Annotated in this window: 12 protein-coding genes; all 12 read left to right on the top strand. The window is 45.0% G+C overall.

Going from position 1 to position 13,770, the window contains the following annotated elements; all coding sequences use genetic code 11:
• Positions 1-88: 88 nt before the first annotated feature.
• Positions 89-1,669 carry a M1 family metallopeptidase gene (locus tag B9A91_RS04625; RefSeq protein WP_084237232.1) on the top strand — a complete coding sequence of 527 codons (1,581 nt, stop codon included), beginning with the start codon at positions 89-91 and terminating at the stop codon, positions 1,667-1,669.
• A 123-nt stretch (positions 1,670-1,792) separates the two neighbouring features.
• Positions 1,793-2,788: a type I glyceraldehyde-3-phosphate dehydrogenase gene (gene gap / locus B9A91_RS04620; protein ID WP_084239573.1), complete on the top strand. Its 996-nt coding sequence runs from the start codon at positions 1,793-1,795 to the stop codon at positions 2,786-2,788.
• The gene (locus B9A91_RS04615) at positions 2,781-3,212 is read left to right on the top strand and encodes a GNAT family N-acetyltransferase (protein WP_084237231.1); all 432 of its coding nucleotides are present in this window, start codon (positions 2,781-2,783) and stop codon (positions 3,210-3,212) included. The genes gap and B9A91_RS04615 overlap by 8 nt, the downstream gene beginning before the upstream one ends.
• Before the next feature lie 42 nt (positions 3,213-3,254).
• Positions 3,255-4,448 (top strand): phosphoglycerate kinase, encoded by a 1,194-nt coding sequence (locus B9A91_RS04610; RefSeq protein WP_084237230.1) that lies wholly within the window; start codon positions 3,255-3,257, stop codon positions 4,446-4,448.
• A gap of 201 nt (positions 4,449-4,649) precedes the next feature.
• Positions 4,650-5,123, top strand: a complete 474-nt coding sequence (gene mraZ, locus B9A91_RS04605) for a division/cell wall cluster transcriptional repressor MraZ (RefSeq protein WP_084237229.1) — start codon at positions 4,650-4,652, stop codon at positions 5,121-5,123.
• Positions 5,113-6,018: a 16S rRNA (cytosine(1402)-N(4))-methyltransferase RsmH gene (gene rsmH, locus B9A91_RS04600; RefSeq protein ID WP_084237228.1), complete on the top strand. Its 906-nt coding sequence runs from the start codon at positions 5,113-5,115 to the stop codon at positions 6,016-6,018. Before mraZ ends, rsmH begins: the two co-directional genes overlap by 11 nt.
• On the top strand, positions 6,015-6,434 hold the full coding sequence (locus B9A91_RS04595; protein ID WP_084237227.1) for an FtsL-like putative cell division protein: 420 nt from the start codon (positions 6,015-6,017) through the stop codon (positions 6,432-6,434). The genes rsmH and B9A91_RS04595 overlap by 4 nt, the downstream gene beginning before the upstream one ends.
• Positions 6,424-8,526, top strand: a complete 2,103-nt coding sequence (locus B9A91_RS04590) for a penicillin-binding protein (RefSeq protein WP_084237226.1) — start codon at positions 6,424-6,426, stop codon at positions 8,524-8,526. The genes B9A91_RS04595 and B9A91_RS04590 overlap by 11 nt, the downstream gene beginning before the upstream one ends.
• Before the next feature lies 1 nt (position 8,527).
• Entirely contained in the window at positions 8,528-9,985 is a 1,458-nt protein-coding gene (locus B9A91_RS04585; RefSeq protein WP_084237225.1) for a UDP-N-acetylmuramoyl-L-alanyl-D-glutamate--2,6-diaminopimelate ligase, read from the top strand.
• A complete protein-coding gene (gene mraY, locus B9A91_RS04580) occupies positions 9,985-11,232 on the top strand; it encodes a phospho-N-acetylmuramoyl-pentapeptide-transferase (protein ID WP_084237224.1) in 1,248 nt (415 codons plus the stop codon). Before B9A91_RS04585 ends, mraY begins: the two co-directional genes overlap by 1 nt.
• A complete protein-coding gene (gene murD / locus B9A91_RS04575; protein WP_084237223.1) occupies positions 11,232-12,575 on the top strand; it encodes a UDP-N-acetylmuramoyl-L-alanine--D-glutamate ligase in 1,344 nt (447 codons plus the stop codon). Before mraY ends, murD begins: the two co-directional genes overlap by 1 nt.
• Positions 12,576-12,577: 2 nt before the next feature.
• Positions 12,578-13,744 carry an FtsW/RodA/SpoVE family cell cycle protein gene (locus B9A91_RS04570; RefSeq protein WP_200815603.1) on the top strand — a complete coding sequence of 389 codons (1,167 nt, stop codon included), beginning with the start codon at positions 12,578-12,580 and terminating at the stop codon, positions 13,742-13,744.
• The last annotated feature ends 26 nt before the right edge of the window (positions 13,745-13,770 follow it).

The raw sequence follows: 13,770 nt of genomic DNA, 5'->3' as shown, positions 1-13,770 counted from the left end.
AGTTTTATAATGGTTCTGTTGTAGCTTAAGAACACCATAGCACTGCAATAGGTTTTGAAAAAGCATTAAAATGATTATCTTTCGCACCATGAAGAACATTTTGACCCTCGTTTTCGTATGCATCAGTACGATTGTTTTTGGACAGGAAAAATACTGGCAGCAGCAGGTAAGGTATGACATTGATGTGGTCTTGAACGACCAGGAAAAATCACTCAGGGGATTTGAAACGGTAACGTATAAAAACAATTCCCCTTCCAGTCTCGATTTTATCTGGTTTCATATCTGGCCCAATGCCTATAAAAATGAAAATACAGCCTTGTTTAAACAGTTGAAAAATGATACTGCAAGGGCAGGAAAGCTGGACAAATATACACCAGGAAGTATTGAAGGTTTGAATTTTAAGGTAAATGGGAAAGTTGCGCTGACAGCCCCGCATCCCAACCCGGATTATATAGATATTATAAAGGTAAAGCTGGCTTCGCCCTTAAAACCGGGCGATTCCGTAAAGATCAGTACAGATTTTAAGGTGAAGTTGCCATCGTATTTCTCGAGGTCGGGTTTTGCCGATGGGGAATTTATGGTTTGCCAGTGGTATCCGAAGCCTGCAGTGTTTGATAAAAACGGCTGGCATGAGTTCCCTTACCTGGATATGGGCGAATATTATAGTGATTATGCCTCTTTTAATGTGAACATTACCGTGCCGGCCGACTATGTAGTTGGGGCTACGGGTGTTTTGCAGAATGCAGATGAACTTGCTGAGTATAAAAGGATAGGGGCAAAAAATGCAGCGAACAGGGCTGCAAAGCCTGTATTGTATGCGGCAAAGAACAAAAAGGGTATAAAGAAGCTGAACTATAAGATGCACAATGTACCGGATTTTGCCTGGTTTGCCGATAAGGATTTTGTGATCCAGTACGATACGGCAAAGCTGGCATCGGGTAAGGTTGTAGATGCCTTTACTTATTACCACAACAAGGACAGTACATTGTGGAATTACAGTGTTGACTATGCAAAGGATGCGGTGAAAAGTTACAGCAAGTGGATAGGGGATTACGAATATCCGGTGGTACAGGTGGTTGAAGGGCCAAAAAATAATTCGAGCGGTGGCATGGAGTATCCTACCATTACGCTGATCACGAGTCCGGATGCCAAAAAGGAATCGCTGGATGCGGTAATTGCACATGAAGTAGGGCACAACTGGTTTATGAGCATGCTGGGCAGCAACGAAAGACAGCATGCCTGGCAGGATGAAGGATTGAACACTTATTTCCAGTTCAGGTATGAGGCTGAAAAATACAGGTCGAATTCCATCTTCGGAGATGCAATTCCGGTAGAGGTGCGGGCTTTGCCTCCGGATAAGTTCCTGAATGCCATTTATGGTGCTTTAAGCGGGATCCCGATGAAATCGGCTATCGATGTGCCTTCGGATAAATTTACCTCTTCTGACGATTACAGCACAGCCTCTTATCTGAAAGCGGCCCTGTGGCTGTACGTGCTGGAGAGCGGGGTTGGAAGGGATAAGATGGATGCCGCCTTTAAACACTACTTTAAACTATGGAGCGGTAAGCACCCGCAGCCTGCTGATCTGAAGGCTGCTTTTGAAGAGTCGCTGGGTACCAATCTGGACCGTTACTTTCAATTGTTGAATAAAGAAGGAAAATTTCAATAGCCTTCCTGTTGGGCATCATGACAAACCCAGGTGTATTTTGTCATTTGATAACATTATGACGTTTTTTACTACCGCTACCTAAAAGAATATAGGTACTTTTGCGCCATATTTAGAATGAGCAAAATGAAATTAGCGATTAATGGTTTTGGAAGAATAGGCCGTACTTTTTTGCGGACTGCGATTGAAAAAAACATCAATGTAGTAGCTATAAACGACCTGGGGGATCCGGCTACCCTGGCCCATCTTTTTAAGTACGATACCGTTCACCGGGGCTTTAAAGGAGAGGTGAGCCATACCGCAAATGCACTGATCGTTAATGGAAAAGAAATTCTGGTATATGGTAAGGCTCAACCGGAGGAATTGCCCTGGGCAGCGCTGGGGATTGACCTGGTACTGGAATCTACCGGCCGTTTTACCGCCAGGGCCGGAGCAGCGCTCCATTTAAAGGCTGGTGCAAAGCAGGTGCTGATTTCGGCCCCCTCTGCAGATAGGGATGTGCCGATGGTTGTGCTGGGTGTAAACGATCATGAAATAGATTTAACTGCGCCGGTATTGTCGAACGCTTCGTGTACGACGAATAATGTGGCGCCGATGGTAAAGATACTGGATGATAACTGGGGGATTTTAGATGGTTATATCACTACTGTCCATTCCATGACGGGCGACCAGAACCTGCACGATTCGCCGCATAAGGACCTGAGACGGGCCAGGGCAGCTTCGGCATCTATTATACCTACAAGTACGGGGGCGGCAAAGGCAATTACCAATATTTTTCCCCAGCTGGAAGGCAAGCTTGGCGGGGCCGGGATCAGGGTTCCGGTATTGAACGGATCGCTAACAGACTTTACCTGTATCCTGAAAACGCAAACGACCAGGGAGGAGATCAATGCGGCATTTAAGCAGGCTGCTGAAAATGAGATGAAAGGAATTGTGAGCTATACAGAAGACCCGATTGTTTCGGTGGATATCCTTGATGATCCGCATTCCTGTATATTTGATGCACAACTGACCTCTATAGTTGGCGACCTGGTAAAGGTGGTTGGCTGGTATGACAACGAATCGGGTTATTCATCCAGACTGGCGGATCTGGTTGGGAAAATCAGTCAGCATCATGGTTAAATACATTAGTGCTGCCGAAGTGCTTCCCTTGAGAAGCCTGGTGCTGAGAAAAGGAGCGCCCCTGGACCAGTGTGTATTTCCTGCAGATGAAATTGCCGGTGCTTTTCATTTGGGATACCTTGCAGAAGGACGGGTTGTGTCTGTTGCAACTTTTTTTTCGGAGGAATACCCCGGGCGCGGAGCAGGTGGTTTCCGGCTGCGTGGCATGGCTACTGATCCGGAATTTTCGGGCAGGGGCTATGGATCTGAGCTGATAAAATTTGCAATTAATGAGCTGAGATCTGTTAATGCTTCTTATATTTGGTGCGATGCGCGAAGTGCTGCTGTTCAGTTTTATAAAAAGCTGGATTTTGAAGTCATTTCGGAGGAATTTGAAGTGCCTGGTATAGGTCCGCATTTTAAAATGATCAGTGTCATTGAGTAGCTGTAGTCACACAACCAAACCATTAGTATAAAACAAAAAAGAATGAAAACAATAGATCAATGCAATTTCAAAGATAAGAAAGCTTTAATCAGGGTAGATTTTAATGTGCCCCTGGATGCAGACTTTAACATTACCGATGATAAAAGGATGCGTGCTGCATTGCCTACTATTAATAAGATATTGAACGACGGAGGGGCAGTGATCCTGATGTCGCACCTTGGGCGGCCAAAAGGAGGCCCTGAAGATAAATATTCGTTAAAGCACATTTTGGGCGACCTATCGAGGATGCTTGACCTGGAGGTGAAATTTGCCAACGATTGTATTGGTGCTGAGGCGGTAGAAAAGGCAAAGAACCTGATGTCAGGCCAGGTTTTACTGCTGGAAAACCTGCGCTTTTATAAAGAAGAAGAGCAGGGTGACAGGGGCTTTGCAGAGAAATTATCTAAACTGGGGAATGTATATGTGAACGATGCTTTTGGTACGGCGCACCGGGCACATGCTTCAACAGCGGTCATTGCGGAGTTCTTCCCGGAAAACAAATATTTTGGCTACCTGATGGCGGAAGAGCTGAAAAATGCAGAGAAAGTAAACCATGGCGCCGATAAACCTTTTACGGCTATCATGGGTGGTGCGAAAGTATCGGATAAGATCCTGCTGATTGAAAGTTTACTGGAGAAGGTGGATAACCTGATCATTGGCGGTGGTATGGCTTATACATTTGCAAAAGCACAAGGTGGAGAGATCGGTACTTCGCTGCTGGAGGAAGACCGGATGGCCTTGTGCCTGGAGCTGATGGAAAAAGCGAAGGCTAAAGGTGTGAATTTGTATTTGCCTTTGGACACCGTGATTGCAGATAAGTTTGACAATGAAGCCAGTAAAGATACTGTAGATACCGGCAAGATCCCGGCGAACTGGATGGGGCTGGATATCGGCCCGAAAACAGTGAAGTTGTTTTCGGAGGTCATAGCAAATTCGAAAACCTTGTTGTGGAATGGCCCTATGGGTGTTTTTGAGATGGCTAATTTTGAGCAGGGAACACGTGCTGTTGCAGAGGCTGTGGTAGCTGCAACACAAAACAATGGCGCTTTCTCGCTGATTGGCGGCGGCGATTCTGCTGCGGCAATTGCGAAGTTTAACCTGGAAGATAAGGTGAGTTATGTTTCTACAGGTGGGGGCGCGTTGCTGGAGTACATGGAAGGGAAGGAGTTGCCTGGTGTTAAGGCAATTAATGACTAAGAAAAAAAATAATTTTTAGGACAGGCGTTTCGTTTTTGCGAAACGCCTGTTTTTGTTTACCACCGGATTTTCTGTGTTTTTGATAGCGTTAGGGCAGAAAAATACTGGTATGAAATATGTTGATAATTTTTTGTGGTAGAATGTGGTAAAAAGTGGTAGAAATATCTATTTTTACACTACATAAAAAGTGTACGTATAAAAATGATTCAGCTGTTAGGAGAATTTGATTGTAAATTGGATGCGAAAGGCCGCCTTATGGTTCCTTCGAATCTGAAGAAACAATTGCCTAATGTTGAGACTGAGGGACTTGTGATTAACCGGGGTTTTGAGAAACACCTGGTGATTTATCCCAGGAAAGTGTGGGAAGGGATAGTGGAGGAGTTGAGTAAACTGAATCAGTACGAACCAAAAACAAGAGAGTTTATCAGATATTTTACCCGCGGTGCGACGCATCTGGCTTTGGATGCTACCGGGAGGGTGAATTTACCAAAGTCCTTGCTGGAGTCTGCAGGTATCGAGATCAGTGATGATCTGGTGCTGGCCTGTCAGTTTGATAAAGTGGAGGTGTGGTCTAAAAAAGCTTACGAAGCTTTGTTTGATAAAGAGCCGGAAAATTTTGCCTTCCTTGCGCAGGAAGTAATGGGAAATAAAAACAGGGGGGAAGATGGAAAATAATTACCATGTTCCTGTGCTGTTGCAAGAATGTATTGATGGTTTGAATATCAAGCCTGATGGTGTTTATGTAGATGTTACTTTTGGGGGCGGCGGGCATTCGAGGGAGATACTTAAAAATTTAGGAAAAGATGGTGTGCTGATTGCCTTTGATCAGGATCCGGATGCCCAGAGGAACAGGATTGATGATCCGCGTTTCCATTTTGTAGATCAGAACTTCGCTTTTCTTAAAAATAACCTGCGTTTGCTGGGTTATAAAGCTGTAGATGGTATTCTGGCCGATCTGGGTGTTTCTTCGCACCAGTTTAATGAACCTGAACGTGGGTTTTCTACCAGGTTTGATGCGGCGCTGGATATGCGTATGGACAAGCAGGGTAAGCTGACTGCTGCGGATGTGCTGAATACCTACACTGAAGATCAGCTGCATAAAATTTTCGGCATTTATGGAGAGGTTAAAAATGCAAAATCGCTCGCTAAGGCTGTGGTGACCGGAAGGCTTGATCGGCCGGTTTTGACGCTTGCAGATTTTAAGGCAGTGGCCGCGGCACATATCCCGAAAGGAAAAGAGCATAAATATATGGCGCAGGTTTTTCAGGCCTTGCGGATTGAGGTGAATGCTGAAATGCAGGTGCTGGAGGATTTTCTGAGCCAGACGGCAGAGGTGATCAGGCCGGGCGGACGATTGGTGGTGATGTCTTATCATTCGCTGGAGGACAGGCCGGTTAAGAATTTTATTGCCAAAGGGAAATTCAGGGGGGAAGTGGAGAAGGATTTTTTTGGCAATGAGCAGAAACCTTTTAAGGCGGTGACCAGGAAAGCGATTGTTGCTGATGCGGCGGAGCTGGAGCGGAACAGCAGGGCAAGAAGTGCAAAACTAAGAGTGGGGGAAAAGTTATGAATAACCAGTTTAGAACAAGGATAGAAGAGGAGCCTGAACTGGAGGAGGAGGAACTTGATGAGCAGCCGAGGCTAAAGAAAAAAGAGCCTGAAAATAGTAATGCTTTTTTCAGGAAGTTGTTTACTGAGGGTGTGGTGAGTAAGGAGGCGGCAACGGAGATGCTGCCATTTTTGATTTTCCTGTCGGTTTTGTGTATGCTGTACATCGCGAACAGCCATATGGCAGTTAAGAATGTAAGGAATATAGACAAGTTAAATAAAGAAGTAAAAGAACTGAGCTGGGAATATAAGTCGCTTAAAGCGGATTTAATGTTTAAGAGTAAGCTGACCGAGGTAGCTAAAAAGGTAGATACTTTGGGAATTAAAGAATTAACTGAGCCACCAAAAAAAATTGTAATAAACAGTAATGAATATTAGGGACAACATATTATTGCGTGTTTATCTGGCTTTCGGGCTGATTGTACTGTTTGCCGTGGCAGTACTGATCAGGCTATTCGATGTACAATTTGTGGAGGGACATAAATGGCGTGCCATGGCCGATAGTCTCTCTACAAAGTATATCAATATTGAAGCAGCACGTGGTAATATATATTCGGTAGACGGCAGTCTGCTGGCCACATCTATTCCTGAGTATGAACTGAGGATGGATATGTTTGCCGGCGGGATAGAGGATGATGAGGTTTTTAATGAGAAAGTAGATTCGCTGGCCTACCGGCTTTCACAATTCTTTAAAGACAAGACGCCTAAAGAGTATTCGCGTTACCTGCGTTCGGCAAGAAGAGATAGCGCCCGTTACCTGCTGATTAAACGTAAAGTAGGGTACCAGGAGCTGAAAACCATACGTACTTTTCCGTTGTACAATATTGGAAAGTATACTGGCGGGCTGATTGCCGTGCAGCAGAACAAACGGATACGTCCGTTTAAATTTCTGGCTGCGAGAACCATTGGCTATAAAAATGAAAATGTAGCTAACGGCGTTGGTCTGGAAGGCGCTTATGGCAATTACATCAATGGCGAGAGCGGCAAACGGCTGGTGCAGCGCATTGCAGGTGGGGTTTGGATGCCGGTGAACGACGAAGCTGAAGTGGCGCCTAAGGAGGGTGCCGATATTATTTCGACCATTGATATCAATATGCAGGACCTGGCACAGAGTGCGCTGGAGCGGCAGCTGATTTTGAGTGATGCGGACCATGGTACGGTAATTTTGATGGAGGTGAAAACCGGTGAAGTACGCGCAGTGGCCAATTATACCAGGGTAAGCAAAGGGGTTTATGAAGAGAAGTTTAACTATGCGATAGGCGGCAGCCAGGATCCTGGTTCGACCTTTAAGCTGGCTTCCTATATGGCTTTGCTGGAAGATAAGAAAGTGGATACAAATACGATGGTGGCGACCGGCGATGGAACATACAGAATTCCGGGGCATACCATTAAAGATTCGCATGGAGGTATTGGAACGGTTACGGTTATGAAGGCTTTTGAGCAATCGGCCAATACGGCGGTTGCCAAGCTGGTGAATCAGCACTATCAGGACAATCCTTCGCAGTTTACGGATCATCTGTATGATATTCATATGAATGAAAGATTGCGGTTGCAGATACCTGGAGAGACGAGGCCGGTCATTAAAAACCCGAAGTTTAAAGATTGGAACAAAAACATGACCCTGCCGCAGATGGCTTATGGTTATGAGATGCAGATCACCCCATTACAGATGCTGGCCTTTTACAACGCGGTGGCTAACGATGGAAAGTATATTGCGCCCATTTTTGTAAAGGAGATCAGGCGTTTGGGCAATCCGATAGAGCAGTTTCAGGCCAGGGTGATTTCGGAGCAGATCTGTTCCGAAAAAACGCTTAAAAAGCTACAGGCTATGCTGGAAGCGGTGGTGACCAAAGGTACTGGCAAACTGATGGGCTCTCCGTTGTATAGGGTTGCCGGCAAAACAGGTACGGCCCAGGTAGCAGACGGAAATAAAGGTTATAAACAAAAGCGGAGTTATCAGGCTTCTTTCTGCGGATATTTTCCGGCGGATAAACCGAAATACTCCATTATGGTATCCATTAACGGGCCTAAAAACGGCTATTACGGTGCTACAGTTGCCGGGCCGGTTTTTAAAGAGATTGCGGACCGTATTTATGCCAGCGACATGGAAATGTACAACAACATTCCGGAGCATCTGGCAGGTAACACCACCAATCCGGAGGCTAAAGCGGGGGAAAGCAAAGCAGTAAAAGCGGTATACAAAGCTTTGGGCGTAAAGGCACTTTATGCAGCTAAATCGGATTATTTCAATAGCATAGATACCAACAATGGTGTGAGCTATGAGGAACACAGCTCGGTTAAGGGCCTGATGCCAAATGTAAATGGAATGGGCCTGAAGGATGCATTGTACCTTTTGGGGAATGCAGGGCTGAAAACAAAAGTAAGGGGAAGTGGCAGGGTGGTGAGCCAGTCTATCCCGGCAGGAAATAAAATAGGAAGAGGATTGTTGGTACAAATAGATTTACAATAAGATGCAGCTGCAGGATGTTTTATATGGGGTAACGGTAACTGATCTGGTTGGAACAACCAACAGGGAGGTGAGTGCTTTGGTGTTTGATTCGCGCCAGGTTAAGGAGGGAGCTGTATTTTTTGCTATCAAAGGCACATTGTCTGACGGACATGGCTACATAGAGGCGACGGTGAAAGCCGGCGCAGGGGTAGTGGTTTGCGAGGTATTGCCAGTGGTGCTGAGTGCTGAAGTAACTTATGTAGTAGTGCCACAAAGTGCAGTAGCATTGGGTAAAATGGCGGCCAACTTTTATGGTAACCCTTCTTCGAGCTTACAGCTGGTAGGCATTACCGGAACAAATGGTAAGACCACCATCGCTACACTGCTTTTTAAATTGTTCAGGACACTGGGTTATAAAGTTGGGCTGATCTCTACAGTTGAGAACCACATCAATGACCGGATTGTTCCGGCAACGCATACTACCCCCAACCCGGTAGCTTTAAATGCCTTGCTGCAGGACATGGTGGATGCAGGCTGCGATTACTGTTTTATGGAAGTGAGTTCGCATGCTGTGGTACAACACCGCATTGAGGGACTGAACTTTGCTGGCGGTGTTTTTTCGAATATTACGCATGACCACCTGGATTTTCATAAGACTTTTGACAACTATATAAAGGCAAAAAAAGCATTTTTTGATATGTTGCCGGCCTCGGCTTTTGCGCTGAGCAACCTGGACGATAAGAACGGTATGGTAATGCTGCAGAATACAAAAGCAGCTAAAAAGACCTATGCACTAAAGCAACTGGCAGATTTTAAAGCCAAAGTAATTGAAAACAGCTTTAATGGCTTGCACCTGGATATAGATGGTGCCGATGTTTTCTTTAAACTGGTAGGCTCCTTTAATGCTTATAATTTACTGGCCGCCTATGGCACCGCGATATTGCTGGGCCAGGACCAGCTCCATGTGCTGACCCAATTGAGTAACCTGAGCGGTGCAGAGGGACGTTTTGACTATATCACTTCAAGTCAGCAGATTATTGGAATAGTAGACTACGCGCATACACCTGATGCAGTGCAGAATGTGCTGAGTACGATACAGGATATCAGGAAAGGAACAGAACAGGTAATTACGATTATAGGCTGCGGTGGTGACAGGGACAAAACCAAACGCCCGGTTATGGCGCAGGTGGCCTGCGACTGGAGCGATAAGGTGATCCTTACCTCCGATAATCCAAGAACGGAAAATCCGCAAACCATAATAGCAGAAATGGAAGCCGGCGTATCACCGACCAATAAACGCAAAACCTTAAGTATAATGGATAGGAAAGAAGCCATTAAAACGGCCTGTCATCTGGCCAGACCAGGTGATATCATATTGCTTGCGGGTAAAGGACATGAAAAATACCAGGAGATAAATGGCGTGAGGTATGATTTTGATGATAAGGAAATATTAACGGAACAATTAAACTTAATCAGCTAATGTTATACTATCTATTTGAATATTTAAATCAGCATTACGATTTTCCCGGACTAAGGTTGTTCCAGTACATTACCTTCCGTACTTCACTGGCGGTTATCCTGTCCCTGATCATCACCACTGTTTATGGCAGGAGGTTGATCAATTACCTGCAGAAGAAGCAGGTGGGGGAAACCGTGAGGAACCTTGGGCTGGAAGGGCAGATGCAGAAGCAGGGCACTCCTACGATGGGTGGGATCATTATTTTGCTCGGTATCCTGATACCTACCTTACTGTTTGCGAACCTGACCAATGTATATGTGATCCTGATGATCGTGACGACCATATGGATGGGCGTGATAGGTTTTGTGGATGACTACATCAAAGTATTCAGAAAAAATAAAGAAGGCCTGGCCGGCAGGTTTAAGATTGTAGGGCAGGTGGGGCTGGCCTTGATTATTGGCTGGACAATGTATTATAACCCGAACATTGTGGTGAGGCAAACGGTTGACGAAGCTGGTGCTTCGAAAGCTACCGCACCAATGGTATTGCGTCAGAAAGGCGAGAGTTTTTATTACACACAGGATGTGAAATCGACCTTAACCAATGTGCCTTTTTATAAAAATAACGAATTTGACTATGCCAAGGTACTGAAGTTTTTAGGCCCTGGTTATGAGAAATATGCATTCCTGGTGTTCCTGGCTTTTACCGTGTTTATCATTACAGCGGTTTCCAATGGGGCGAACATTACAGACGGAATTGATGGTCTGGCGACGGGCACATCGGCTGTCATAGGGATTACATTGGGTTTGCTGGCATATGTATCGGGTAATACAGTGATTGCCGATTACCTGAACATCATGTATATCCCTAACTCGGGTGAGCTGATGATCTTTGCCGGGGCATTTGTGGGGGCTTGTGTTGGTTTTCTCTGGTACAATTCCTATCCGGCGCAGGTTTTTATGGGAGATACCGGAAGTCTGGCCATCGGAGGGATTATCGCGGCTTTTGCGATTATGATCCGTAAGGAACTTTTGATCCCTATCCTCTGCGGAATATTCCTGATTGAGCTGGTTTCAGTGATCATGCAGGTTTCCTATTTCAAATATACCAAGAAAAAATTCGGTGAAGGCAGACGGATATTTCTGATGTCGCCTATACACCACCATTACCAGAAAAAGGGTTATCATGAGGCTAAAATTGTAACACGTTTCTGGATTATCGGCATATTGCTGGCCATCATCACCATCATCACTTTAAAATTACGGTAATGGAAAAGGGAAGGATGGCAATTCTTGGAGCAGGAGAAAGCGGTGTTGGGGCTGCGATGCTGGCGCAAAAACAGGGTTTTGATGTTTTTGTGTCGGATTTTGGAAAGATCCCGTCCCAGTATAAAGAGAAATTGCAGGAGCTGAACATAGCTTTTGAGGAGAGCCAGCATACAGAAGCTGAGATATTAAAGGCGGTTGAGGTGATCAAGAGTCCGGGTATACCGGATACGGCCGGGATCATCAAAACGATAAAGGCAAAGAAAATTCCGGTGATATCGGAGATTGAATTTGCAAAAAGATATACCAATGCCAGAACGATCTGCATTACCGGGTCGAATGGCAAGACCACAACCACAATGCTGACCTATCACATTCTGAAGAATGCAGGATTGAATGTGGGGCTGGCCGGCAATATCGGGCATAGCTTTGCGGCGCAGGTGGCCACAGAAAATTTTGACTGGTATGTATTGGAGATCTCTAGTTTTATGCTGGATGATATGTATGATTTTAAGGCGGATATAGCCGTTTTGTTAAACATTACTCCAGATCATCTGGACCGCTACGATTACAAACTTGGGAATTATGCCGCATCGAAGATGCGGATTACCCAAAACCAGGGCGCCGAAGAAGTTTTCATTTATTGCGCTGATGATGAAGAAACTTTGAAAGCAATGAAAAATGTTAAAGTGAATGCCAAACGATATCCTTTTTCCATCAGAAAGAAAATCGATTCGGGAGCATACCTTGAAGGCAACAACATACACGTAAATATAAACCTAAACGATCAACTAACCATGTCTATTACAGATCTAGCACTGCAGGGAAAACACAATATCTACAATTCTATGGCCTCGGGCATAGTGGCTAAGGTATTAGATATCAGAAATAAGACTATACGTGAGAGTATGGGGGATTTCAAAAATATCGAACATAGGCTGGAACATGTGGCCAAGATATCGGGGGTGGACTACATCAACGATTCGAAAGCGACCAATGTGAACTCCACCTGGTATGCCCTGGAAAGTATGGGTACGGATGTGATCCTGATTATGGGCGGGGTTGATAAGGGTAATGATTATGATATGCTGAAGGACCTGGTGAAGCAAAAGGTGAAGGCAATTGTATGTTTGGGCAAGGACAATAAACGCATTCATGAGGCTTTTGAAGAAGATGTGGAAATTATTGTGAATACATTTTCGGCACATGAAGCAGTTCAGGTGGCTTATCACCTGGCAAAAAAAGGAAATACGGTACTGCTGTCGCCAGCCTGTGCAAGTTTTGACTTGTTCAGGAATTATGAGGACAGGGGTAACCAGTTTAAGGCGGCAGTTAAAGAATTGTAAATATGGTTGCAATAAACAGGCTATTAGATAAAACAAAAGGGGATCGCTGGATATGGCTGATCATTATCCTTTTATCCATGATCTCTATACTTACCGTATATAGTGCTACGGGTACTTATGCCTATAAGACCGGTAAAACCGTGGAAAAGATTTTGCTGACCAAGCACTTGATTTTTGTGGTAATGGGGATTGGGATGATCTATATAGCGCATTTATTGGATTATAAATATTATGCGGGGATTTCGAAAATACTGATGATCATTACCATTCCGCTTTTATTTTATACTGCAATTTTTGGGGCCAATATTAATGATGCATCCCGTTGGGTTAAAATACCGGTGATCGGGCTGACCTTTCAGACCTCAGATTTGGCCAAGATTGCACTGATCACTTTTCTGGCCAGGATGCTGACCAGGAAACAGGAGAATATCAAAGATGTGAAAAAGGCTTTCATCCCCATTATGGGATCGGTGTGCGTGGTATTTGTGTTGATTGCATGGGCGAACCTTTCTACCGCATTGATGCTTTTTGGTGTAAGTATCCTGCTATTGATCATCGGCAGGATCAGCATTAAGCAGATAGGAATGGTTTGTGCGGGCGGTGCAGTACTGCTGACTTTTATCGTGTTTTTGGGGCCAAGGGCTGAGACCTACAAATCGAGGGTAAATTCATTTTTGCATCCGGAAAAGCAGCATTCAGACAAGACTTATCAGGCCGATCAGTCGAAAATAGCCCTTGCTACAGGGGGTGTATTTGGTAAAGGACCTGGAAACAGTACGCAGCGGAACTTTTTACCGCACCCGTATTCCGATTTTATTTTTGCCATCATCGTGGAAGAATACGGTTTGCTGGGGGCTTTTACGGTAGTGGTTTTGTACCTGGTGTTGCTGTACCGTTGTGTGCGGATAGTGACGCAAAGCCCTAAAGCGTTTGGCGCTTTGCTGGCTGCCGGATTGAGCTTTAGTTTAACGATACAGGCTTTTGCGAATATGGCGGTTGCGGTAGGTCTGGGCCCTGTAACGGGCGTGCCTTTGCCGCTGGTGAGTATGGGAGGAACATCGATGATATTTACAAGTATTGCCTTTGGCATAATTTTAAGTGTAAGCAGGGATGTAGAGGAGAAGGGAAGTAAAAAAGTAATTGTTGGGGAAATCCCGGCAATGGCTTAAGATAAGGTGCGAAAGACAGAAAAATT

The organism is Pedobacter africanus (genome assembly GCF_900176535.1).
In the GTDB taxonomy this organism is placed as follows: domain Bacteria; phylum Bacteroidota; class Bacteroidia; order Sphingobacteriales; family Sphingobacteriaceae; genus Pedobacter; species Pedobacter africanus.
The sequence above is the reverse complement of the archived record's forward strand: the minus strand, read 5'-3'. Positions and strand labels throughout refer to the sequence as shown.

Bases quoted from the DNA above. Each gene is read 5' to 3' on its own strand.
- gap (WP_084239573.1), top strand. From the start codon at position 1,793: ATGAAATTAGCGATTAATGGTTTTGGAAGAATAGGCCGTACTTTTTTG.
- mraY (WP_084237224.1), top strand. From the start codon at position 9,985: ATGTTATACTATCTATTTGAATATTTAAATCAGCATTACGATTTTCCC.
- B9A91_RS04585 (WP_084237225.1), top strand. From the start codon at position 8,528: ATGCAGCTGCAGGATGTTTTATATGGGGTAACGGTAACTGATCTGGTT.
- B9A91_RS04625 (WP_084237232.1), top strand. From the start codon at position 89: ATGAAGAACATTTTGACCCTCGTTTTCGTATGCATCAGTACGATTGTT.
- B9A91_RS04610 (WP_084237230.1), top strand. From the start codon at position 3,255: ATGAAAACAATAGATCAATGCAATTTCAAAGATAAGAAAGCTTTAATC.
- B9A91_RS04570 (WP_200815603.1), top strand. From the start codon at position 12,578: ATGGTTGCAATAAACAGGCTATTAGATAAAACAAAAGGGGATCGCTGG.
- B9A91_RS04590 (WP_084237226.1), top strand. From the start codon at position 6,424: ATGAATATTAGGGACAACATATTATTGCGTGTTTATCTGGCTTTCGGG.
- mraZ (WP_084237229.1), top strand. From the start codon at position 4,650: ATGATTCAGCTGTTAGGAGAATTTGATTGTAAATTGGATGCGAAAGGC.
- B9A91_RS04615 (WP_084237231.1), top strand. From the start codon at position 2,781: ATGGTTAAATACATTAGTGCTGCCGAAGTGCTTCCCTTGAGAAGCCTG.
- rsmH (WP_084237228.1), top strand. From the start codon at position 5,113: ATGGAAAATAATTACCATGTTCCTGTGCTGTTGCAAGAATGTATTGAT.
- murD (WP_084237223.1), top strand. From the start codon at position 11,232: ATGGAAAAGGGAAGGATGGCAATTCTTGGAGCAGGAGAAAGCGGTGTT.
- B9A91_RS04595 (WP_084237227.1), top strand. From the start codon at position 6,015: ATGAATAACCAGTTTAGAACAAGGATAGAAGAGGAGCCTGAACTGGAG.